This window comes from Desulfuromonas acetexigens, from assembly GCF_900111775.1.
Lineage (GTDB): Bacteria > Desulfobacterota > Desulfuromonadia > Desulfuromonadales > Trichloromonadaceae > Trichloromonas > Trichloromonas acetexigens.
The window spans coordinates 471,366-492,747 of sequence record NZ_FOJJ01000001.1 but is presented as its reverse complement, the minus strand read 5'-3'; the positions used below and the strand labels follow the sequence as shown (position 1 = coordinate 492,747).

Below are 21,382 nucleotides of genomic sequence, written 5' to 3'. Positions count from 1 at the left end.
GAGCTATCCGTGCCCAGGTTGTGTAATAAAATCGTGCTTGCCGGTGACCAGCCGGATCTGATCGGCATGATCGATCTGTTACGGCAGAACGGTTTGCAGGTCCAGCATTCCCCCGACGGGGCGCGAGCTCTGGAGCTCTGCCTGTCCCTGGCGCCGGAACTCATGGTTCTCGACACCGAAGTGTCCCTCCTGCCGGCGACGCGACTGGTCCAGATTCTTCTTTCCAACCCCCGCACCGAGCGCATGGCCTTTTTCTATGTCGGACGGGAAGGGGAGGAGGTAGACGGTTTTCGTCGCCACAAGGATGGTTTTCTCCCCCGGCCCTTCAATCCCGAGCAACTCTTGTCGGCGATTCTTGGACATTTCAACCGACTGGAGAAGACCGCGCAGGTTGGACGCCAGGAAAAAGACATCCGCGGCCATCTCGACCAGATCGCCGTGACCGACCTGGTGCAGGTTCTCGGGGTCAACCGCAAGGATGGGGTTCTCTCCCTGCACGGTGCCGGCGGCCGAGGAACGATCTTTCTCCGCGAGGGCTTTGTCGTTAACGCTCGCCTCGGCCGGGTCGATGGCGATAAGGCCTTCTTTCGCCTGCTCGCCTGGACGGATGGGGAGTTCTGGTTTTCACCGGGGGGGATCGATGTCGAGGCGCGCATCACCGTGCCCATCGATCATCTGATCATCGAGGGACTGCGGCAGATGGACGAAATGGCCGCTCAGTCCGCGAGCCTCCCTGATCTGGATGCCTGCCTGGAACTGAAGATTCCCCGCGAGCGGCTCCCCCGGGGATTGCGCCCGACCACGCAGGAAATTCTCGTTCTCACCGAGTATTATTCCCAGGTTCGGGAGATTCTTGACCACTGCCCCCGTCCCGATTTCGAGGTGTTGCAGATCCTCAAGATGCTTCTCGACAAGGGCGTCCTCGGGGTACGCCGCGATAGTGACCAGGCGGAGTCCGGCCGTCTGCCCCTGCTCACTTCCGAGGAGGTCATCCTGATCAAGGATCATCTCGGCGAGCGCGACGTGCTCCTTGCCGAGGCGTCGGCCAAGCTGGTGCTGCTCGCCGACGAGGTGGAGGATGTGCGCCGCTTCGTGCGGAGCCTGCAGGGGATCGGCGAATTCGATCCGGCTCATGATTTTCTCCTGGGAGAGGAGGGCCTGGGCTTGGGGGATATCGGCCGGCTGCTGATCAACGAGACCTTCGCCCTGCGCCTCTTTGTGCTGCCGGCGACCCGCGAGTCCGCCCCTCTATGGACCCCTTTCCTGCGGCGGCTGTTCGGCGTTCTCTGCCTTTCCGATGGTGCGGGAATGGCGCCGGCCCGGGAGTTCTTTCAGGACCGCGCCCAGGCACCAGTGGTGACGGCCGCCTTCGATGAACCGAAGAAAGGGGCGTTTTTCCTGAAAAAAGGGGATCGTAAAAGCTTTCGTGAACTGCTGGCTTTTTTCGCATCCCAATTTCGCCGGCCACTGCCGGCACGCGAGGACCTATGATCGATCTGCATACCCATACCGTTTTCAGCGATGGTGAACTCATCCCCTTCGAACTGGCCCGCCGGGCGGCGGTGGCCGGCTATCGTGCCCTGGCCATCACCGATCACGGGGATTTCTCCAACATGGATCTGATTATCCCCCGCCTGTCGCGGATCGCCCATGATCTCGGCAAGTCGCTGGGCCTGGCAGTGATTCCCGGCATCGAACTGACCCACATCCCCCCGGCGATGATCGCCGAGGCGGCGGCTGAGGCCCGCTCCCTTGGTGCAAAGCTCGTCGTTCTGCACGGCGAAACGATCGTCGAACCGGTCGCCCCCGGCACCAATCGAGCGGCCATCGAGGCCGGGGTCGATATCCTCTCCCATCCCGGCCTGCTCACCGCCGAGGAAGCGGCGCTCGCCGCCCAGGGCGGAGTCTGCCTGGAAATCACCACGCGCAAGGGGCACTCCCTGACCAACGGCCATGTGGCGAAACTGGCCCTTGCGGCCGGGGCCAAACTGGTCATCAACAACGACGCCCACGCCCCCGGCGATCTCCTTTCCCTGGAAATGGCTCGCAAAATCGCCCTGGGCGCCGGACTTTCCGAGGACCAGTTCGAGCAGTGCCGGAGAAATTCGGCGGAACTGGTTTTCAAGGCGGTGGGGATCAAGTTGTAAGGCTGAAGGCTGAAGGAAAAAGGAAAAAGGAAAAAGGAAAACAAGGCGGCGGAGGTTTATTCTTGCTTCGGCTGCTCATTCGTTCTCTCGTTAGGGCAGGACTCCGCGCTTGCCCTCACTTATCACTGTTTTACGAAGGATTTTGTGACCATGGAACAGATGGATTTTGATTTTTTGCAGGAATTGGTGGAAACGCCCAGCCCCTCGGGCTTTGAGCAGCCGGCGCAGCGGGTTATCCGGCGGGTGCTGGAGCCGGTGGCCGATGAGTTGCACACCGACGTCATGGGTAACGTCATTGCCCGCATCGGCGGTACCGGGGAGCATTGCCCCCGGGTGATGCTGGCCGGCCACTGCGACGAAATCGGCTTCATGATCAAGCATATCGACGATAACGGCTTCCTCTTCTTCGCCGCCATCGGCGGAGTCGACGCTCATTTGGTGCCGGGACAGCGCGTTTATGTCCATACCGCCTCCGGTCCGATTCTCGGAGTCGTCGGCAAGAAGCCGATTCACATGATGGAGACCAAGGACCGGGAGACGGTGGTCAAGCTCAAGAGCCAGTTCATCGACATCGGCTGCGTCGATAAGGCCGAGGCCGAGAAGCTGGTGGCCATCGGCGATCCCGCGACCTTCGCCGTGGGGCTGGAGCGCTTGCAGGGGGACCGGGTCATCTCCCGCGCGTTCGACGACAAGATGGGCGCTTTCGTTGTCGCCCGGGTTTTGCAGGAAGTGCGGCGGCGCGGTCCGGCGCCGGTCGATCTCCATGTCGTCTCCACCGTGCAGGAAGAAGTCGGGTTGCGCGGCGGCACCACCAGCGCCTACGGGGTCAATCCCGATATCGGCATCGCCGTCGACGTCGGTTTCGCCACCGACTATCCGGAGATGGACAAAAAGGAGATCGGTGAGTTCAAGATCGGCAAGGGGCCGATCATCGCTCGCGGCCCCAACGTCAATCCGGTTCTCTTTGACCTGCTCGTCGCCACGGCGCGCGCCGAGAACATCCCCTATCAGGTCATGGGCGCACCGCGCGGCACCGGCACCGACGCCAATGTTATCCAACTCTCTCGGGGTGGGACGGCGGCGGCGCTGGTCAGCGTTCCCTTGCGTTACATGCATACGCCGGTGGAACTTCTCTCCCTCGACGATCTGGAGTCGACGATCAACCTCCTGACCGCCCTCATGTATCGCATCGAAAGCGTCGGTCAGTTCATCCCCAATTAGTCCGTTTTTGCTCCGTCCCGGCCGCGTCCCTTCCCCCTGCGGAGAGGGTCGCGGCCGCGCCTGTTTGAGAATTTTTAACAGATTTTGCCTTGACTCAACCGGACCGGCTTGGATAGTATCGCCGATTAATATTTTTCACTTCACTTGCCAAGGATGTCCCCCCTCTCAATAAAAGGAGCTGGCGATGCTGGATCCCAAGATCCGTGAAGGACTCACTTTCGACGACGTGCTTCTCGTCCCCGCCCATTCCACCGTACTGCCCAAGGAAGTCGATCTCACCACCCAACTGACTCCCAGGGTCAGGCTCAACATCCCCCTGCTTTCCGCCGCCATGGATACCGTCACCGAGAACCGGACCGCCATCTGCATGGCCCGGGAGGGCGGTCTCGGCATTCTGCATAAAAATATGACGCCGGCCATGCAGGCCCTCGAAGTCGATCAGGTGAAAAAGTCGGAAAGCGGCATGATCGTCGATCCAATCACCATGCGTCCCGAACAGAAAATCTACGAAGCCCTCGAACTGATGGAGAAGTACCGCATCTCCGGGGTACCGATCACCACAAACGGCAAGCTGGTCGGGATTCTCACCAACCGCGATCTGCGTTTCGAGACGAAACTCGATCAGCCGATTTCCAATGTCATGACCAAGGATAAGCTGGTCACCGTTCCCCCCGGGACGACGCTGGAGGAAGCCAAGTTTCACCTGCATCAGCACCGCATCGAAAAGCTGTTGGTGGTGGACGACAATTACGCCCTCAAGGGGTTGATTACCATCAAGGACATTGAAAAGGTCCGCAAGTATCCCAACGCCTGCAAGGACGACTTCGGTCGGCTGCGGGTCGGGGCGGCGGTCGGGGTCGCGGGGGATCGCGAAGAGCGTCTCGAAGCCCTGGTGCGGGCCGGAGTCGACGTGGTCGTCATCGATACCGCCCACGGACATTCCCAGGGGGTTCTCGACTCGGTTCGCGACACCAAACGGGCCTATCCCGATCTGCAACTGATCGCCGGCAACATCGCCACGGCCGAAGCGGCCGCAGCCCTGATCAAGGCCGGCGTCGACGCCGTCAAGGTCGGCATCGGTCCGGGCTCGATCTGCACCACCCGGGTCGTCGCCGGGGTCGGGGTGCCGCAGATCACCGCCATCGCCGATGTGGCCACCGTCACCCGCAAGGCGGGGATTCCGCTGATCGCCGACGGCGGTATCAAATATTCCGGGGAGTTGCCCAAAGCCATCGCCGCCGGCGCCGACATCATCATGATCGGCTCCCTCTTCGCCGGCACCGACGAATCCCCCGGCGAGACCATCCTCTACCAGGGGCGGACCTACAAAACCTATCGCGGCATGGGCAGCCTCGGCGCCATGAAGCAGGGGAGCAAGGACCGCTATTTCCAGGGGGATGTGGACAGCGACGTGAAACTGGTTCCCGAGGGGATTGAAGGGCGGGTGCCTTTCCGCGGCAGCCTTTCCAACAACATCCATCAACTGATGGGCGGTCTGCGTGCTGGCATGGGCTATACCGGTTGCCGCACCATCGCCGAGCTGCAGCAAAATGCCCGCTTCATGCGCATCACCAACGCCGGCCTGCGCGAATCCCACGTCCACGACGTCACCATCACCCACGAAGCCCCGAATTATCGGGTCGAACGACAGGGATAGCGCAAGGTTAAAGGAACGAGGCAAAAGGATAAAGGAAAGTCCTGGGGCATGAATTTTGAGGATCTTGAAGTCTGGAAGCGGGCTGCTCGCCTCAGTTCCAATCTCTATAAAAATCTTAAGGACTTGCGGGATTTTGGTTTTCGGGATCAGATTACTCGGTCTGGTCTTTCCATCCCGAGCAATATTGCGGAAGGGTTCGAACGTGAATCCAATCGCGAATGCGTACGGTTCCTTCTTTACGCCAAGGGTTCATGCGGTGAATTGCGCACCCAGATTTATATTGGGATCGATATCGGATACATCCCGAAAGAGGCCGGACTCTTATGGATCAAGGAGACAAAGGAAGTTTCGGCTATGCTGGGCGGCCTTATAAAAACACGCAAAACCTTTACGGCTGACGCAAGCGTCAACCCGACTTGACGCTTTTCCCAGCCTTTATCCTTTAACCTTTCTCCTTTCTCCTGGTATCCCCATGTCCGACATTCACAGCGAAAAAATCCTGATACTCGACTTCGGTTCCCAGTACACCCAGCTCATCGCCCGCCGGGTGCGCGAGGCCCATGTCTATTGCGAGCTTCATCCTTTTGACCTGGGGATCGACGCGATTCGTGCCTTTGCCCCCAAGGGGATTATTCTCTCCGGCGGTCCCAAGTCGGTTTATGAAGAAGGCGCGCCGGTCATCGCCGAGGAGCTTTTCGAGCTCGGCGTGCCGGTCCTCGGCATCTGCTACGGCATGCAGCTGATGAGCCGACACTTCGGCGGCGCCGTGGTTCCGGCCGGCAAGCGCGAGTTCGGCCATGCCGAGCTGCTTGCCCAGGGGCAACCGGGACCGCTCTTCGACGGTTTTTTCATGGAAGGCAAAAGCCCGGTCTGGATGAGTCACGGCGACCATGTGGAAGCGGTCCCGGCAGGCTTCGAGGTCGTCGCCCGCACCGGCAACGCCCCGGTCTGCGCCATTCAGAATGTGGCACTGCGCCTCTACGGCGTGCAGTTTCATCCCGAGGTCAACCATACCCCCCACGGCCAGCAGTTGCTCGACACCTTTGTCCGCGACATCTGCGGCTGCAGCGGGCAGTGGACCCCGGGGCATATTATCGATGATGCCATCGCTCGCATCCGCCGTCAGGTCGGCAGCGACCGGGTTATCCTCGGCCTCTCCGGCGGGGTCGATTCCTCGGTGGCGGCGGCCCTTATTCACCGCGCCATCGGCGAGCAGCTCACCTGCGTCTTCGTCGATAACGGTCTGCTGCGTCTGAACGAAGGGGATCAGGTGATGGCCACCTTCGCCCGCAATATGGGGGTGAAGGTCATCCGTGTCGATGCCGAAGAGCGCTTTCTTTCGGCCCTGGCCGGCGTCGCCGACCCCGAGCGCAAACGCAAGATCATCGGCGGTCTCTTCGTCGATATCTTCGAGGAAGAGTCGAACAAGCTCACCGACGCCAAGTGGCTGGCGCAGGGGACGATCTACCCCGATGTCATCGAGTCCGCTGGGGCTAAGACCGGCAAGGCGCACAACATCAAGAGCCATCACAACGTCGGCGGGTTGCCCGACACTATGAAACTGCAACTGCTCGAACCGCTGCGGGAACTCTTCAAGGACGAGGTCCGCGCCATCGGCGAGGAACTGGGCCTGCCCCATGCCATGGTCTGGCGCCATCCTTTCCCCGGTCCCGGCCTCGGGGTGCGCATCCTTGGCGAGGTGAAAAAGGAATACGCCGACGTGCTGCGTCTGGCCGACGCCATCTACATCGAGGAACTCTACCGCACTGGTCATTATGACAAGATCAGCCAGGCCTTCGCCGTCTTTTTGCCGGTAAAGAGCGTCGGCGTCATGGGTGACGGTCGCACCTACGAATATGTGGTGGCGCTGCGCGCCGTGGAGACCAAGGATTTCATGACCGCCGGCTGGTATCCGCTCCCTTACGCCGACATGGCCCACATCAGCAACCGCATCATCAATGAGGTCAAGGGGATCAACCGGGTGGTGTACGATATTTCCAGTAAACCGCCGGCGACGATTGAGTGGGAGTAGGGCAGTGCTGAGTGACTGGTGACTGCATTCACGTGATAAAGAGCCGTTCGGGTATACCGGGCGGCTTTTTTGCCCTATAGTGGCGGGGGTGAGCGCGGGTTGTCGAAACTGGAGGATCAAAGTGGTTATGAGTCAATTGATTAAGATACGGATATTCCTTCTCTTTCTCTTGTTTTTGACCCTGCCGGTTCAGGCCCTTTCGGCCGTGGAAAGCGGAAAGGTCCGGGAGCGGATGGTGCGGGAGCCGGTCTTTGGCGGACAGGTCTTGATCCAGGAGGCCGGGCGCAAAGGGAATCCGCCGCTGGTGCTGATCCACGGGCTGGGCGATCTGGCTTCGGGCACCTGGCAGGGCCTCCTGCCGAAACTGGCCCGGGACTACCATGTCGTGACCTTCGATCTGCCCGGTTTCGGACGATCGCAGAAACAGAATTCCCTTTATTCACCTGGTAATTACGCCACATTTGTTAAGTGGGTGGTTGATTCTTTCGTTGGCGCCCCGCCGATCATCGTCGGCCATTCCCTGGGGGGCGCCATCGCCCTGAGATATGCGGGGACTTATCCCGAGTCCCTGACCCGGCTGGTCTTGGTCGATGCGGCCGGGGTGCTCGACCGGCGGGTCTACACCAAGGAGATGCTCGGGGTCCTGGCGGAAAATTTTTCGGTGCCGATCAGCGTCGACAGCTTTCTCGGCAATATGGTCGGCGGGCTGCCCAATCCCCTTTTCGATCTTGACCTGATGCTCGACAACGCCACCCTGCGCCAGCAGTTACTCGGTGGCGATCCGGAAAAAATCGCCGCCATCGCTCTGATCCAGGAGGACTTAAGCCCCTATCTTTTTCGCATCAAGGTGCCGACCGCCATCATTTGGGGGGAACACGACCGGGTCACGCCGGTGCGCACCGGCATCCTGCTTGAAGCCAATCTGCCCGAGGCCACTCTGCGCATCATCCCCGGCGCCGGGCACATGCCGATGGATGAACAACCGCGCCTCTTCGCGGCCGCTTTTTCCGCAGCACTGAAGGGTGAGTACCGAGCCGCGACGCGACCCGTTCAGGGGGTTCAGAAAACAGGGCGTTGCGAGGGGACGAGCGGCATGGTTTTCGAGGGGGATTATGAGAGCCTGGAAATTGTCGATTGCCAGGATGTCCACCTGCGCGATATTCGCGCCCGCTCCGTAATCCTGCGCCGTTCCACGGCGGTCTTCGATCGTGGAGAAATCAGCGGCGGCGATATCGGGCTGCGCGCGGAAGCCTCGACCCTGATCGCCAACGGCTTGAAAATTTCCGCGCCGGTGGCGGTATCGGCTTCCGGCAGTCGCCTTGACCTGGCCGGTGTGCACCTCACCGGCGAGCAGGCGGCGGTGCTCAGCGGCGGCCGGTTGCAACTCTTCTTCTCCGTTAGCCGCATCGACAGCCCCCACGGCAGCGGTACCATTCACGGCCTGCGCGAGATGACGGCGGGGGAGGAACTGTAAGTAGAGGAGCTATGCGCAAAGAACCGAACAGACCAGGTAAACCCGCGAAAAAATACAGTCAGGCGGCGCGGCTGCATGATGTCATCCGCATCCTGCGGGCCCGTTTCGGGGCTACCGTCGACGAGCTGGCCGAGGAGTGCGAGGTTAACCGGCGAACCGTCTACCGCGATCTCAAAGCCCTGGAAGAGGTCGGTTATCCGCTGATTCGCGAAAATCAGCCGGACGGCACTGTGCTGCACAGCTTCATGGCCGAGTTCGAGGAATACCTGCCGGTCACCTTTACCCTCTATGAATTGATGACCTTTTACCTCTGTCGGGGGCAACTCGCTTTTTTGCAGGGCACCCCCTTTCAGGAGGATCTCGATGCGGTTTTCGCCCGCATCCGCTCCAATCTGCCCCCGCGCAATCTGGCCCATCTTGAACGCCTGGCGCAGGCGGCGACCCCACATTTTCAGGGGTTGCGCGATTATGCCCCGCAGCGGGATATTCTCGAAGCCCTGCGCGAGGCGCTTTTGCGTCAGTATACCTGCCGCATTTCTTACGCCCCTCCGCGCCGTCCGGCCGAGGATTACCTGATCGACCCCTATACCCTGGTTTTCTATAAGGATTCCCTCTATCTCGCGGCTTATGCCCACAACCGTAAGGGCTTGCGGCGCTTTCTCGTCGACCGCATCCGGGCGCTGGAGCGACTGGACGAGCGCTTCGAGGTTCCCGGGGACTTTTCCGTCGACGATCTGCTCGGCAACGCCTTCGGTCTCATCGACGAGGCGCCGCTGGCGATCCGGGTCCGGTTTTCCTCCGAAATCGCCCACCTGATTCGCGAACGCACCTGGCATCCCTCCCAGGAAATCGCCGAAGAACCGGACGGCTCGTTGATCCTTTCCTTCAATGCCGGTGGCGAGAAGGAAATCCTTTCCTGGCTCTACTCCTATCTTCCTCATGTCCGGGTGCTCGAACCCGAATCCCTGCGGACTTCCTTCGTCGAGGGTCTGCGCCAAGGCTTGGATCTCGATACGCTGTGACTTATTCTGTCGCAGGGCTCCGCTAAGGTCATCCCATCGGCAATCAACTCTTTGGGAGGTGACCTATGGTCTGGCTGAATGTGTCGGATAACAACGGCAATGCGCTTTATTTTGTAACGGATCGCATCGAGCGACTTTCCGGAATGCGGACAGAGGGCTTCACCGTCTCCGGTATCCTCGGTGACGGGGGCTATGAAGGGGAGGTGATCGTGGAAGTCGGCGAGAATCCGCAGGTGACTTTTGTCGATGCCTGGCTGGCGCGGGGCGATTTCAGCCGGTTTGTGGCGAGCATCGACCGGGAGCGGGTGAGCGCCGCCCTGACCGAGGTGGCCGCGGGCTTGACCGGAGAATTGAGCAGCCAGGGGATCACCACGCCCCGCAGTGGCCGGGGGGAGCGCTCCGCGCGGATCGCCGAGGAGCGCACGCCTTGGCGGGCGGTGGCCTGAAGTCCGGCAGAGGCCCCTTCCGGGGGTTTTAATCCGCCACGTCTTGCATTTGGCCGAACCCTGGGTTAAAAGGGAAAAAAATTTACTCAGGGGGTTTTTGCATGCGTACTCTCGTTCTCGCTTCGACCAGTCCGTACCGGCTGCAACTGCTGCGACAACTCGGCTTGCCCTTTCAGGTCGCCGCGCCTCTTTTCGAGGAGCGTATCGACCAGGAAATTGCCCCGGATCTGCTGGTTCGGCATCTTTCCCTGCACAAGGCGAAGAGTCTCGGCGAGCGCTTCCCCGATGCCCTGATCATCGGCGCCGATCAGGTTTTTACCGACCCGCGCGGCAAGGTGCTGGGCAAGCCCGGGTCCGCCGAGGCGGCGGTGGAGCAACTGCGGGAGATGGCGGGGCGCAGTCACACCTTCTATACCGGCGTTACGGTCTACGACAGCCTTTCCCGCGAGGTTTCGACGGATGTCGTGACTTTCACCGTGACGTTGCGGCGGCTGAATCGGGAACAGCTGGTGCGCTATGTGAAGCGGGAAAATCCTGTCGACTGCGCCGGTTCCTTCAAGATCGAAGGCCTCGGCATCGCCCTGATGGAGCGCATCGAGGGTTCTGACTACACCGCGCTCATCGGCCTGCCGCTGATCCGCCTGACCGCCATGCTCGAACAGTTCGGCGTCGAGGTTCTCTGACGCGGTTTTCTCGTGCGCAAAAGGGCACTCATCCCATATCTTGTTTTTATCTTCCAATCCTTTATCGCAAACTATTTTCTGTTACGCTTTAACAACTTGATGAATGGTTCAGCCGGAACTGTCGCCAGAGGAACTTGCTGCCCATGACGCGATCGGTCGGTTTTCTCCGAATAATTGTTGTCTGCATCACGCTTCTGCTCCTTCTTCAGACCGGAACCGCCTTGGCCGAGGAAGAGACCGGGGTGGATGCGCTGCATCGCCAGGCTTCCCTCGGCCTGCTCGCCTCGGCGCACTGGCTTGACAACTTCTTTGCCGATCCCCGTTTTGAGAGCGAGCAGAGTAAGACCCGCCTCAAGGTCCGTTTCTCTCTCTTTGCCGAGGATGAGTCGGATGTCGAATACGATGTGCGCGCCGCTCTGCGCCTTGACCTGCCGATTCTGGAGGACCGTCTGCATCTGTTGATCGCCGGGGATCCGGATGAGGAGGACGGCTATCGCGCTATCTCCGGGGCGGAGGGGACATCGCCGACCGTGGTCGACAACGAAGAGGATTTCTCCCTTTCGCTGCGGTACTTTATCAAGCGCAAAACACTACGTCACCTGAGCTTGCGCAGCGGTTTGCGCTGGCGCGACGGCATGCCCGCCGTCTTCCTCGAACCGCGCTATCGGCGCACCATCCCCCTCGATGATTGGACCTTTCGTTTCACCCAGCGGCTGACGACTATCACCGATGGGACGATCCGCGCCCGGACCCTCTTCGATTTCGATCGGCAGGTGCGAGATAAACTTTTTTTCCGCACCACCGCCGAAGGGGTTTGGGACAAGGACGATCACGGCTACGCTTACGGCCTGGGTTTTTCTCTTTATCAGCCCTTCAGCCGCCGGCGGACCCTGGTCTATGGCTGGTCCAACGGTTTCGTCACCCATCCCCATCACCGTCTGGAAAATGTCACCCTCAGCCTTCGCTACCGGCAGCGCATCTGGCGCGACTGGCTCTTCTACGAGGTGGTGCCCCAGGTCAGTTTCCCCCGGGAAGAGGATTACGAAGTGACGCCCGGCATCCTCTTGAGGCTGGAACTGGTCTTCGGCTACTACCCCAAGATCCCCCAGGAAGAGACGCATTAATCCGTAGCCGCCCGGCGGCACTGAACCGAGTTGACCATTTAATCCTCCCGGTGGTAGTATCCAACCTCCCTTTTCCGCGGACGCCCGGAGCGTCACGGGAAGCTCGCCATTCACGCTTATCCTCTCATCACGGCTTTTTCCGGAATTCATCGAAGGCTGGATCGTTTCATGGAACATACCAATTTCGTTCATCTACACCTGCATAGCCAATACAGCCTGCTCGATGGGGCGATCAAGATTCCCGACCTGATCGAGCGGGTCAAGGAATACAGGATGCCGGCGGTGGCCGTGACCGACCACGGCAACATGTTCGGCGCCATCGAGTTCTACACCAAGGCGGTTGCCGCCGGGATCAAGCCGATCATCGGCTGCGAGGTCTATATCGCCCCCGGCAGCCGGTTCGAGAAGACCAACGCCCGGGGCTCGTCCGAGGCCTCGTATCACTACGTTCTGCTCTGTAAAAACCTCGCCGGCTACCGCAATCTCTGTCGGCTGGTTTCCGCCGGTTACCGCGAAGGTTTTTACTATCGCCCCCGCATCGACTGGGAGCTGCTGCGCGAGAACAATGAAGGGCTGATCGCCATGACCGCCTGCCTGGGCGGGGAGATTCCCGTGCTGCTCGGCGCCGGACGCATGGACGAGGCCCTGGCGCGCACCCGGCAGATGTCTGAGATCTTCGACAACAACCGGCTTTATCTCGAACTCCAGGAAAACTTCATTCCCGAACAGACCCCGGTCAATCGGGGCTTGATCGAAATCGCCAAGGAACTGTCGTTGCCGCTGGTGGCGACCAACGACTGTCACTATCTGACCCGCGAGTCGGCTCACGCCCATGAGGTGCTGCTCTGTATTCAGACCGGCAAGACCATGGACGACGACAAGCGCATGCGCTTTTCCAACGACGAGTTCTACGTCAAGACCCCGGGCGAGATGGCGGCGCTTTTCAAGGAGTATCCGCAGGCTCTGGCCAATACGGTGGAGATCGCCCAGCGCTGCAATCTGGAACTCGACTTCAAGACCTACCACTTCCCCCAGTACGAAAAGCCCGCCGAGCAGACCCTTGACGAGGTTCTGGCCGAGATGTCCCGTAAGGGCCTGGATGAGCGTCTGGCCGACATCCGCAAGCTGCGCGAACTGACCGCCGAGGATGAGACCCGTTACCGCGAGCGACTGGAGACGGAACTCGACTGTATCAAGCAGATGGGCTTTCCCGGCTATTTCCTCATCGTCGCCGACTTTATCAACTGGGGCAAGGATCACGACATCCCGGTCGGTCCCGGGCGCGGCAGCGCCGCCGGCAGCCTGGTGGCCTTCGCCATCCGCATCACCGACATCGATCCGATGCCCTACAACCTGCTCTTCGAGCGCTTCCTCAATCCCGAGCGCGTGTCGATGCCCGATATCGACGTCGACTTCTGCATCTATGGCCGGGAGCGGGTCATCGACTATGTGCGTCAGCGCTACGGCGAAGCGAATGTCGCTCAGATCATCACCTTCGGCACCATGCAGGCCAAGGGGGTCATCCGCGACGTCGGCCGGGCGCTGAACATGTCCTTCGCCGAGACCGACAAGATCGCCAAGCTGATCCCCGGCATCCTCAACATCACCCTCAAGGACTCCCTCGCCCAGGAGCCCAAGCTGAAGGAGTTGATCGACAAGGATGCCAAGATCAAGGAGCTTTTCAACGTCGCCCTGGCCCTGGAGGGGCTGACCCGCCACGCCTCCACCCACGCCGCTGGGGTGGTGGTGACGCCCAAGGCGCTGACCGAATATCTGCCCCTCTACACCGACCCCAAGTCGGGAGGCCAGGTCACCCAGTTCGCCATGAGTTACGTGGAGAAGATCGGGCTGGTCAAGTTCGACTTTCTCGGTCTGAAAACCCTGACCGTTATCGACAACGCGGTGCGCCTGGTGCGCTCGGGCAAAGCCCCCGACTTCGATTTGCGTCTGATCCGCGATGACGACCAGAAATCTTACGAGCTGCTCTCCAAGGGGGAGACGACGGGCGTCTTCCAGCTCGAATCCTCGGGGATGAAAGAATATCTGATCAAGCTCAAACCCTCCTGCTTCGAAGACCTGATCGCCATGGTCGCCCTTTACCGCCCTGGCCCCCTCGGCTCGGGGATGGTCGACTCCTTCATCAAGCGTAAGCACGGCCAGGAGAGCTTCGATTACCCCTTCCCGCAACTGGAACCGATCCTCAAGGACACCTACGGGGTTATCGTCTACCAGGAGCAGGTCATGCTCATCGCCCAGGTGCTGGGCAACTACAGCCTCGGCGGCGCCGACTTGCTGCGTCGCGCCATGGGCAAGAAGAAACCCGAGGAGATGGCCAAGGAGCGGGAAAAGTTCATGGCCGGGGCGAAGGCGAACAAGCTCGATATCAAGAAGGCGGAAGCCGTCTTCGACCTGATGGAGAAGTTCGCCGCCTACGGCTTCAACAAATCTCACTCGGCCGCCTACGCCCTGGTTGCCTACCACACCGCCTACCTCAAGGCCCACTATCCGGTGGAATTCATGGCCGCGCTTCTGACCGAGGACATGGAGAACACCGACAAGGTCATCAAGAACATCGCCGAGGTACGTGCCATGGGGGTCGAGGTGCTTCCCCCGGACATCAACGCCTCGGACCGCACCTTCACCGTGCACGGCAACTCCATCCGCTTCGGACTCGGCGCGGTCAAGGGGGTCGGCTCGGCGGCCCTCGAATCGATCATCGAGGAGCGATCCAAGGGGGAATACACCTCTTTGCAGGATTTCTGTGAAAAGGTCGATCTGCGTAAGGTCAACAAGAAGGTGGTCGAGGCCCTGATCCGCTGCGGGGCCTTCGATTCCCTGAAAGCCCGGCGCTCCCAGCTCATGGTGGTGCTTGAAGAGTCCATGGAGATCGGCCAGAAGGTGCAGCGGGAAAAGGAGCAGGGGCAGGAGTCTCTCTTCGGCACGGCGGAGATCGTCAACCACAAAGGGAACGGCTACGGCAAGCTTCCCGATATCGATGAGTGGCCGGAGAACGTCCTGCTCGGCTTCGAGAAGGAAGCCCTCGGCTTCTACATCACCGGCCATCCCCTGGCCCGGCACAGCGCCGCGATCAAGCGTTTCGCCACCTGCGACACCGCCGGACTGCACGAGCGCCCGGACAAGTCGGAGGTCAAGGTCTGCGGCATCGTCGCCGGCCTCAAGGAGCTGACCACCAAAAAAGGGGACCGCATGGCCTTCGTCACCCTGGAGGATCTTTCCGGTTTCGTCGAAATGGTGGTCTTTCCCGAGACCTATCAGGCCGCCATGGAACTGCTCAAGGGGGAGGAGCCGCTGTTGGTGAGCGGCACTCTGGATGTGGGGGAAGAATCCTGCAAGCTGCTGGCGACGGAGGTGCTCCCCCTGCGCGAGGTCAAGGAGCGGCTGACGAAGAAGGTCCATTTCCGGTTGACCACGCCGGGTCTCACCGAAGGGCAACTGACGGCGCTCAAGGATATCATCGATCGCCATCGGGGGAGTTGCGACGTGCTGCTGCATCTGGTCATTCCCAACCGCAGCGAAACCGTCATCGGTCTGCCCGAATCCCAGAAAGTCTCGGCCTCTGATGAAATAATGGATGCCGCCGAGAAGTTGTTTGGCTATAATGTCGTCACTTTCGAGTGATCGGGCGTTTCATTGCCTTGATCCATCCTCTTGGATATACTAAGGTTTTCTATTGAAAACCGTATTTTGGCAGGAGCTACAGCGATGCAGTTTTATCTCGATTTCGAAAAGCCCCTGGTCGAGCTGGAGCAGAAAATCCGCGACTTGCGGGAATTTTCCACGGAAAAGGTCGACTTCGCCGGCGACATCCTCAAGCTGGAAAAGAAGGCCGCCAAGCTGCGCGAGGAAATTTTCTCCAAGTTGACCCGCTGGCAGCGCACCCAGCTCGCCCGGCACATGAACCGGCCCTTTACCCTCGATTACGTCGAGTACATCTTCACCGACTGGTTCGAGGTGCACGGCGACCGCAACTTTCGTGACGACCCGGCCCTGGTCTGCGGCTTCGCCCGCCTCGACGGCGAACCCTGCGCGGTGATCGGCCATCAGAAGGGGCGGGACACCAAGGAGAAGGTCTACCGCAACTTCGGCATGCCCAACCCCGAAGGCTACCGCAAGGCGCTGCGGGTCATGCAGATGGCCGAGCAGTTCAATCTGCCGATCTTCACCTTTGTCGACACCCCCGGCGCCTTTCCCGGCATCGGCGCCGAGGAGCGCGGCCAGGCCGAGGCCATTGCCCGCAACCTGCGGGAGATGGCGGCGCTGACCGTGCCGGTGATCGTCACCGTCACCGGCGAGGGCGGTTCGGGCGGCGCTCTCGCCATCGCCGTTGGCAACCGGGTGATGATGATGGAATACTCGGTCTACGCCGTTATTTCCCCGGAAGGTTGCGCGGCCATTCTCTGGAGCGACGGCGCCATGGGGCCGCAGGCCGCCGAGGCGCTCAAACTCACCGCCACCGACATCGCCGAGCTCGGCTGCGTCATTGACGACGTCATCCCCGAACCTCTCGGCGGGGCGCACAACAACCCGCGTGAGGCCGCCGCCAACATCAAACGGTACCTCAAGAAGCATCTCAATGAACTCAAGAGTCTGACCGCCGAGGAACTGGTCGAGCAGCGCTATCAGAAGTTCCGCGCCATGTCCCGGGTGAAGGAATAGGGACCGAGCCATGGTGGCCGGGGAGGGGCCGGGGAAATTGGCCGTGGTCGGTCTCGATCTGCTTGAATGAGTCACCCATTGTTCCACTGTCGATGAAAAATGCGAAGTCGAAGAGCTGACATTCCAGGGCGGCGGGCCGGTGGCCACCGCCCTGGTTTCCTTGGCACGTTGGGATTTTCCTGTTTTTTTGAGTGGAAGTTCGGCAATAGGGGGAGGATGAGATGATCCGTCTGGTAATGCTGCTCTTGACGCTGACGCTCTTTTCCGGTTGCATGGCGGTCCCTTATACCTATACGCAAGAGGTGGAAGGGGGAGACGTTCTCGCCTTGCGCACTGGTGAGGAACAGGTCCATCGCGGCCGCCCCAACGCCTTCGTCGACGGCCTCGGTCATTACCTTTTCAGTCTGCCGTCCAAACTCATTCTCTGGAACTGGCGCATCGAAAATCACGATATTTCCCCGGAAACCGAAGGGCATTTGCGGGACTACCTGGTCGCTAACGATCTCGCCAACGTCAAGGTGCGCATCAACGAATACGCTCCTGGCGGCGAATGGTCGCGCCTCGTGCGCAATCGTGAGGTCGGGGGCTTCTGGCGTTACACCCTGGGAGTGCTGACGACCGTTTCCTATACCATCTTCCCGGGACGGGTCTTTGGCGGGGATCACTACAATCCCTTCACCAACACCATCAACCTCTATTCGGATCACGCCTCCATCGCCCTGCACGAGGGAGCGCATGCCAAGGACTTCGCCCAGCGGGAATACAAGGGCTGGTATGCCTTTCTGCGCATGTTGCCGCTGGTGCCGCTGCATCAGGAGGGGCTCGCTACCGGTGACACCCTCGGCTTCCATTACGACCGGGATGAGCGCGAGGAACGGAAGGACGACTACCGGGTGCTCTATCCCGCCTACGGTACCTACATTGCCGGCGAGGGGCTGAGTGCCGCCTCTTGGTTCGGCCCGGTCGCCTATCCCGTGCAGTTGGGAGTCATGGCGGCCGTCGCCATTCCCGGGCATATCGTCGGACGGATCAAGGCGGCCGGGGTCGATGACGAATCGCCGCCGGAAGAGTCCGGGGCCGCTCATCCGGGGATCGAACCCTGACCCCAATCAGGTAAAGACAAATGATAAAATGGACTATTTTTTGCCTGCTGTCGGGCGGAGTTTTTATGGCGCTGGCCGCCTGCGGCGGACCGCGCTATGACGTGCGGGTGCTCCATGACGAGCCGGTGACGGTCGCGCCCGGCGCCACGCCTCAGAGTCCGGCGCGCACCGTTTCAGCGCGGGAACTCAAGCCCTATCAACGCCCCTACACAGTCAATGGGGTGCGTTACGACCCGCTGCTGGATCATCGCGGCTATGTGGAGGAGGGTATCGCCAGCTGGTACGGCGCCGATTTTCACGGGCTCAAGACGAGCAACGGCGAGATCTACGACATGCACGCCATGACCGCCGCCCATAAAACCCTGCCCCTGGGGGTTTTTGTCAAGGTGCGTAATCTCAGCAACAACCGCGAGGCGGTGGTAAGGGTCAACGACCGGGGGCCCTTCGTCAAGGGGCGGCTGATCGATCTGTCTTACGCTGCCGCCCACGCCCTCGGCGTCGCCGGCCCCGGCACCGCGCCGGTGCGGGTCGAGGCCCTCGGCACCCAGGTGCGTGATGCCCAAGGAGAGCTGCGCTATCAACCCCTGCCGAGCTACGATATCGGCAGTTACGCGGTACAACTCGCCGCCTTTACCCTGCCGGAAAACGCTCAGCGCCTCGCCGGTGAGATGAAAAGCAAGGTCGGCGCGGCGGATGTGCGCGAAGAGCTCATCGACGGCATGCGTTTTTACCGGGTGCGCGCCGGTCGTTACCGCTCCATCGAGGAAGCGGAAGCGGCCCGTATCCATTTTGAACAGATGAATTATCCCGGCGCCTTCATCGTGGCTTTCGAATAGCCTGGCGCCATTTTCAGGAAAGTTTTCCCCTCCATGTTCCAGTTCACCCTGCTCAACACCGATTCCGAAAGCGCGGCCCGGCGCGGCCGTCTGCAAACCCCCCACGGCGTCATCGAGACGCCGATTTTCATGCCCGTCGGCACCCACGCGGCGATGAAGGCGATGACCCCGGCCCAGGTCGAGGAGACCGGTGCCCAGATCATCCTCTCCAACACCTACCACCTACATCTGCGCCCCGGCGAAGGGCTGGTGGAAAAGGCCGGTGGACTGCACGCCTTCATGAACTGGAAGAAGCCGATTCTCACCGACAGCGGCGGCTTTCAGGTCTTTTCCCTGCCGAAAAAGAAGATCACCGAAGAGGGAGTCTTTTTCAAGCACGAGGTCAACGGCAACGAGATCTTTCTCGGTCCGGCCGAGGCCATGGCCATCCAGAACGCCCTCGGTGCTGACATCATCATGGCTTTCGATGAGTGTATTCCCTATCCGGCGACCCACGACTACGCCGCCAAGTCGATCGGCAAGACCCTGCGCTGGGCGGAAAATTGCCTGAAGGCGCACAAGCGCAAGGATCAGGCCCTGTTCGGCATCGTTCAGGGGAGCGTCTACGATGATCTCCGCCGGGACTGCGCCAAGGCCCTGACCGCCATGGATTTCCCCGGCTACGCCATCGGCGGGGTCAGCGTCGGCGAGGGGCTGGAACTGCTCAAAAAGGTCGTCGATTACACCGCCCCCTTCCTGCCGGAAAACAAACCCCGCTATCTCATGGGGGTCGGGCTGCCCGAGGACATCCTCGAAAGCGTCGAGCGGGGGATGGACATGTTCGACTGCGTGATTCCCACCCGCTACGCCCGCAGCGCCACGCTCTTCACCAGCCGCGGCAAGCTGCGCCTGACCCATCGCCGCTACCGGCGCGACTTCTATCCGGTGGATGCCTCCTGCTCCTGCTATTGCTGCCGGAACTTCACCCGCGCCTATCTCCATCATCTCTTCAACGCCAACGAGATCCTCTCGGCGATTCTCTCGGCGATCCACAATGTCCATTTCTATCTGGACATGATGGCGCAGACCCGGGCCGCCATTGAACGCAACGAATTCAAGGCCTTCAAGGCTCAGTTCCTCGGTCGCTACGGGTTTTCCGGCGCTGGCGACGAGTAAGCAGGGGAGGGCATGAGCCATGGCCGAGCGGAGGGGGGAGCAGACCTTCAGCGTCGATCTGGCCCGACGTCTGCATCGGGCGCTGACCGCCGACGGGACGGAGCTCTTTTCACTGCTGCAAGACCCCTCGGGTGAGGTGTTGCAAACCTTGCTGAAAAATCCCCGCCTCGGCGAGGAACACCTGTCGGCGCTGCTCAAACGCCGGGATCTTTCCGAGGATCTGCTCAAGGAGATTTCCCGCCTCGCCGTCGTCGCGTCGAGCCACCGGCTCAAGGTTGCCTTGAGCCGCAATCCCGGCACCTCGGGCGTGGTGCTGCAAGGATTGCTCGGCCAGCTCTATCTTTTCGAACTGCTGGAAATCTGCTACCTCCCCGGGGTGACCCCCGATCAGAAGGTTGCCGCCGAGCGGATCATCCTGCAGCGGCTACCGACCGTTCCTCTCGGCAACAAATTGACCCTGGCCCGACGGGGGACGGCGACCCTGGTCGATGCCCTGCTCAAGGAAGGGGATATCCGCCTGATGGATGCCTGCCTCCAGAACCATCGCCTGCGCGAGGTCTCCATCCTCCAGTTTTTCAACGGCCCCGCCGCCGCTCCCGAAACGATCTCCTGCATCGCTCGCCATCCCCGCTGGCAACAACGCCCCAATGTGCGCCTGGCCCTGCTGAAAAATCCCCGCACCCCGGCGGTCTGGTTCACCGTCCATCTGCCGCGACTCACCAGCGCCGACCTGCGCGGGCTGCTTGCTTCAAAGCGCCTGGCTCCCGGTCAAAAGCGTCTGGTGGAAGAGGAATTTTCTAAACGCAGTCAGGGGCGGCGGTCATGAGCGCTCCTTTTCCCATCCCCCAGGGAGAGCGCATCGAATTCGTTCGCGCCTTTTTAGTGCTCGAATTTCGCGAGGACTTCACCTTTAGCGAGGCGATGTTGCCGGGTCTGCGCGGCGAACTGCGGCGGGCGGCGCGGCGTGCCGGTCTGGCGCCGGAGGCCTTCGTAGCTCTCTTCGATCCCCCCGTTTCTTCCGATCCTTACGCACAGCGCCGCTATCAGCGTCCCGGCCCCGCCTTCGTTCTGCAACCGCCCGCCAAGCTGCCGCGCGTGCTGGCCGCCGGTGAATCCCTCGAATTGCCGCTGCTCCTCCTTGGGCGTGGGGTGCGGCAACTCGCCTCTTTCTGTCGCGTGTGGCTGGCCCTCGGCGAACTGGGGATTGATCAGGGGCAGGGGCGTTTCACCCTGAATGCAGTGTTGGCCGAGGATCTTTCCGGCAACCGCTCCCCGATCTGGTCTCTGGCTTCCGCCGCCCCACTGCCGCTGGTGCTGACCCGCGCCGACTGGTGGCTCGACGGCCTGCCGGTGCCGGAGAGGGTACGTCTGACCCTGCATACCCCAGCACGGCTGCTCGCCAACGGCCGCCCCCTCTTTCGTCCCGGTTGGGAAAATCTCTTCCCCTTTATTTTGCGGCGCGTCGGTTCCATGGTGCATGCCCACTGCGAGGTGGAGCTTTTTGATGATCCCGCTCCCTTGCTTGACGCCGCACGCCGGGTCGAGGTGTTGGGCGGACGCCTGCGCTGGCGGGACTGGCGGGTGCTGGAGGATGAGGAAGGGGGAGAGTCCCGGGAACTCGGCGGGGTGGTGGGGAAACTAGATCTCGGCGGGGAGGGGCTGGCGGAGGTGCTCTGGCTGCTGCGCCTCGCCGCTTTGCTCAATCTGGGGAAGGGGGCGACCTACGGCGCCGGCTATCTATATATTAAAGAGATTCCCTGAATCTTGCTCTTGTTGGCCCGCAGTTGCCTGGTATGATTAATAAA

General features: G+C 61.1%; 18 protein-coding genes. All 18 read left to right on the top strand.

The features are described from left to right. Nucleotides 1-9: 9 nt before the first annotated feature. The 18 genes from BQ4888_RS02330 (at nt 10) to cas6 (ending at nt 21,338) form a co-directional block, all read left to right on the top strand. On the top strand, nt 10-1,491 hold the full coding sequence (locus tag BQ4888_RS02330; RefSeq protein WP_140396580.1) for a DUF4388 domain-containing protein: 1,482 nt from the start codon (nt 10-12) through the stop codon (nt 1,489-1,491). Beyond that, nucleotides 1,488-2,147, top strand: coding sequence for a histidinol phosphate phosphatase domain-containing protein (locus BQ4888_RS02325; protein ID WP_092053132.1), 660 nt, complete (start codon nt 1,488-1,490; stop codon nt 2,145-2,147). The genes BQ4888_RS02330 and BQ4888_RS02325 overlap by 4 nt, the downstream gene beginning before the upstream one ends. Before the next feature lie 150 nt (nt 2,148-2,297). Continuing rightward, entirely contained in the window at nt 2,298-3,368 is a 1,071-nt protein-coding gene (locus BQ4888_RS02320; RefSeq protein ID WP_092053130.1) for a M42 family metallopeptidase, read from the top strand. 184 nt (nt 3,369-3,552) lie between these two features. After that, nucleotides 3,553-5,025, top strand: a complete 1,473-nt coding sequence (guaB, locus tag BQ4888_RS02315) for an IMP dehydrogenase (protein WP_092053127.1) — start codon at nt 3,553-3,555, stop codon at nt 5,023-5,025. Nucleotides 5,026-5,073: 48 nt separating this feature from the next. Then, on the top strand, nt 5,074-5,445 hold the full coding sequence (locus BQ4888_RS02310) for a four helix bundle protein (RefSeq protein WP_092053125.1): 372 nt from the start codon (nt 5,074-5,076) through the stop codon (nt 5,443-5,445). 52 nt (nt 5,446-5,497) lie between these two features. Beyond that, nucleotides 5,498-7,057, top strand: coding sequence for a glutamine-hydrolyzing GMP synthase (gene guaA, locus BQ4888_RS02305; protein ID WP_092053122.1), 1,560 nt, complete (start codon nt 5,498-5,500; stop codon nt 7,055-7,057). 127 nt (nt 7,058-7,184) lie between these two features. Beyond that, complete coding sequence (locus BQ4888_RS02300; RefSeq protein WP_092053119.1) at nt 7,185-8,531, top strand: alpha/beta fold hydrolase; 1,347 nt, start codon at nt 7,185-7,187, stop codon at nt 8,529-8,531. Between the two features lie 11 nt (nt 8,532-8,542). Continuing rightward, nucleotides 8,543-9,553 carry a helix-turn-helix transcriptional regulator gene (locus tag BQ4888_RS02295; RefSeq protein ID WP_092053117.1) on the top strand — a complete coding sequence of 337 codons (1,011 nt, stop codon included), beginning with the start codon at nt 8,543-8,545 and terminating at the stop codon, nt 9,551-9,553. Nucleotides 9,554-9,618: 65 nt separating this feature from the next. Then, complete coding sequence (locus BQ4888_RS02290) at nt 9,619-9,999, top strand: hypothetical protein (RefSeq protein ID WP_092053114.1); 381 nt, start codon at nt 9,619-9,621, stop codon at nt 9,997-9,999. 101 nt (nt 10,000-10,100) lie between these two features. Next, nucleotides 10,101-10,682, top strand: coding sequence for a Maf family protein (locus BQ4888_RS02285; RefSeq protein ID WP_092053112.1), 582 nt, complete (start codon nt 10,101-10,103; stop codon nt 10,680-10,682). A 143-nt stretch (nt 10,683-10,825) separates the two neighbouring features. Then, nucleotides 10,826-11,806, top strand: coding sequence for a hypothetical protein (locus BQ4888_RS02280; RefSeq protein ID WP_092053109.1), 981 nt, complete (start codon nt 10,826-10,828; stop codon nt 11,804-11,806). Between the two features lie 168 nt (nt 11,807-11,974). Next, the gene (dnaE, locus tag BQ4888_RS02275) at nt 11,975-15,445 is read left to right on the top strand and encodes a DNA polymerase III subunit alpha (RefSeq protein WP_092053106.1); all 3,471 of its coding nucleotides are present in this window, start codon (nt 11,975-11,977) and stop codon (nt 15,443-15,445) included. Nucleotides 15,446-15,529: 84 nt separating this feature from the next. After that, nucleotides 15,530-16,483, top strand: a complete 954-nt coding sequence (locus BQ4888_RS02270; RefSeq protein ID WP_092053104.1) for an acetyl-CoA carboxylase carboxyltransferase subunit alpha — start codon at nt 15,530-15,532, stop codon at nt 16,481-16,483. A 221-nt stretch (nt 16,484-16,704) separates the two neighbouring features. Then, complete coding sequence (locus tag BQ4888_RS02265; protein ID WP_092053101.1) at nt 16,705-17,586, top strand: hypothetical protein; 882 nt, start codon at nt 16,705-16,707, stop codon at nt 17,584-17,586. Between the two features lie 65 nt (nt 17,587-17,651). Continuing rightward, nucleotides 17,652-18,422: a septal ring lytic transglycosylase RlpA family protein gene (locus tag BQ4888_RS02260; protein ID WP_092053100.1), complete on the top strand. Its 771-nt coding sequence runs from the start codon at nt 17,652-17,654 to the stop codon at nt 18,420-18,422. Between the two features lie 33 nt (nt 18,423-18,455). Further along, nucleotides 18,456-19,577, top strand: a complete 1,122-nt coding sequence (tgt, locus tag BQ4888_RS02255; RefSeq protein ID WP_092053097.1) for a tRNA guanosine(34) transglycosylase Tgt — start codon at nt 18,456-18,458, stop codon at nt 19,575-19,577. Nucleotides 19,578-19,596: 19 nt separating this feature from the next. Next, on the top strand, nt 19,597-20,403 hold the full coding sequence (locus BQ4888_RS02250; RefSeq protein WP_092053095.1) for a hypothetical protein: 807 nt from the start codon (nt 19,597-19,599) through the stop codon (nt 20,401-20,403). After that, nucleotides 20,400-21,338 (top strand): CRISPR system precrRNA processing endoribonuclease RAMP protein Cas6, encoded by a 939-nt coding sequence (gene cas6, locus BQ4888_RS02245; RefSeq protein ID WP_092053092.1) that lies wholly within the window; start codon nt 20,400-20,402, stop codon nt 21,336-21,338. The genes BQ4888_RS02250 and cas6 overlap by 4 nt, the downstream gene beginning before the upstream one ends. The last annotated feature ends 44 nt before the right edge of the window (nt 21,339-21,382 follow it).

What these genes read in the sequence shown, in the direction of transcription:
- tgt (WP_092053097.1), top strand. Translation starts at nt 18,456, where the DNA reads ATGTTCCAGTTCACCCTGCTCAACACCGATTCCGAAAGCGCGGCCCGG.
- BQ4888_RS02280 (WP_092053109.1), top strand. Translation starts at nt 10,826, where the DNA reads ATGACGCGATCGGTCGGTTTTCTCCGAATAATTGTTGTCTGCATCACG.
- BQ4888_RS02265 (WP_092053101.1), top strand. Translation starts at nt 16,705, where the DNA reads ATGATCCGTCTGGTAATGCTGCTCTTGACGCTGACGCTCTTTTCCGGT.
- BQ4888_RS02285 (WP_092053112.1), top strand. Translation starts at nt 10,101, where the DNA reads ATGCGTACTCTCGTTCTCGCTTCGACCAGTCCGTACCGGCTGCAACTG.
- BQ4888_RS02260 (WP_092053100.1), top strand. Translation starts at nt 17,652, where the DNA reads ATGGCGCTGGCCGCCTGCGGCGGACCGCGCTATGACGTGCGGGTGCTC.
- BQ4888_RS02270 (WP_092053104.1), top strand. Translation starts at nt 15,530, where the DNA reads ATGCAGTTTTATCTCGATTTCGAAAAGCCCCTGGTCGAGCTGGAGCAG.
- BQ4888_RS02250 (WP_092053095.1), top strand. Translation starts at nt 19,597, where the DNA reads ATGGCCGAGCGGAGGGGGGAGCAGACCTTCAGCGTCGATCTGGCCCGA.
- dnaE (WP_092053106.1), top strand. Translation starts at nt 11,975, where the DNA reads ATGGAACATACCAATTTCGTTCATCTACACCTGCATAGCCAATACAGC.
- guaB (WP_092053127.1), top strand. Translation starts at nt 3,553, where the DNA reads ATGCTGGATCCCAAGATCCGTGAAGGACTCACTTTCGACGACGTGCTT.
- BQ4888_RS02300 (WP_092053119.1), top strand. Translation starts at nt 7,185, where the DNA reads ATGAGTCAATTGATTAAGATACGGATATTCCTTCTCTTTCTCTTGTTT.
- guaA (WP_092053122.1), top strand. Translation starts at nt 5,498, where the DNA reads ATGTCCGACATTCACAGCGAAAAAATCCTGATACTCGACTTCGGTTCC.
- BQ4888_RS02320 (WP_092053130.1), top strand. Translation starts at nt 2,298, where the DNA reads ATGGAACAGATGGATTTTGATTTTTTGCAGGAATTGGTGGAAACGCCC.
- BQ4888_RS02290 (WP_092053114.1), top strand. Translation starts at nt 9,619, where the DNA reads ATGGTCTGGCTGAATGTGTCGGATAACAACGGCAATGCGCTTTATTTT.
- BQ4888_RS02295 (WP_092053117.1), top strand. Translation starts at nt 8,543, where the DNA reads ATGCGCAAAGAACCGAACAGACCAGGTAAACCCGCGAAAAAATACAGT.
- BQ4888_RS02325 (WP_092053132.1), top strand. Translation starts at nt 1,488, where the DNA reads ATGATCGATCTGCATACCCATACCGTTTTCAGCGATGGTGAACTCATC.
- cas6 (WP_092053092.1), top strand. Translation starts at nt 20,400, where the DNA reads ATGAGCGCTCCTTTTCCCATCCCCCAGGGAGAGCGCATCGAATTCGTT.
- BQ4888_RS02310 (WP_092053125.1), top strand. Translation starts at nt 5,074, where the DNA reads ATGAATTTTGAGGATCTTGAAGTCTGGAAGCGGGCTGCTCGCCTCAGT.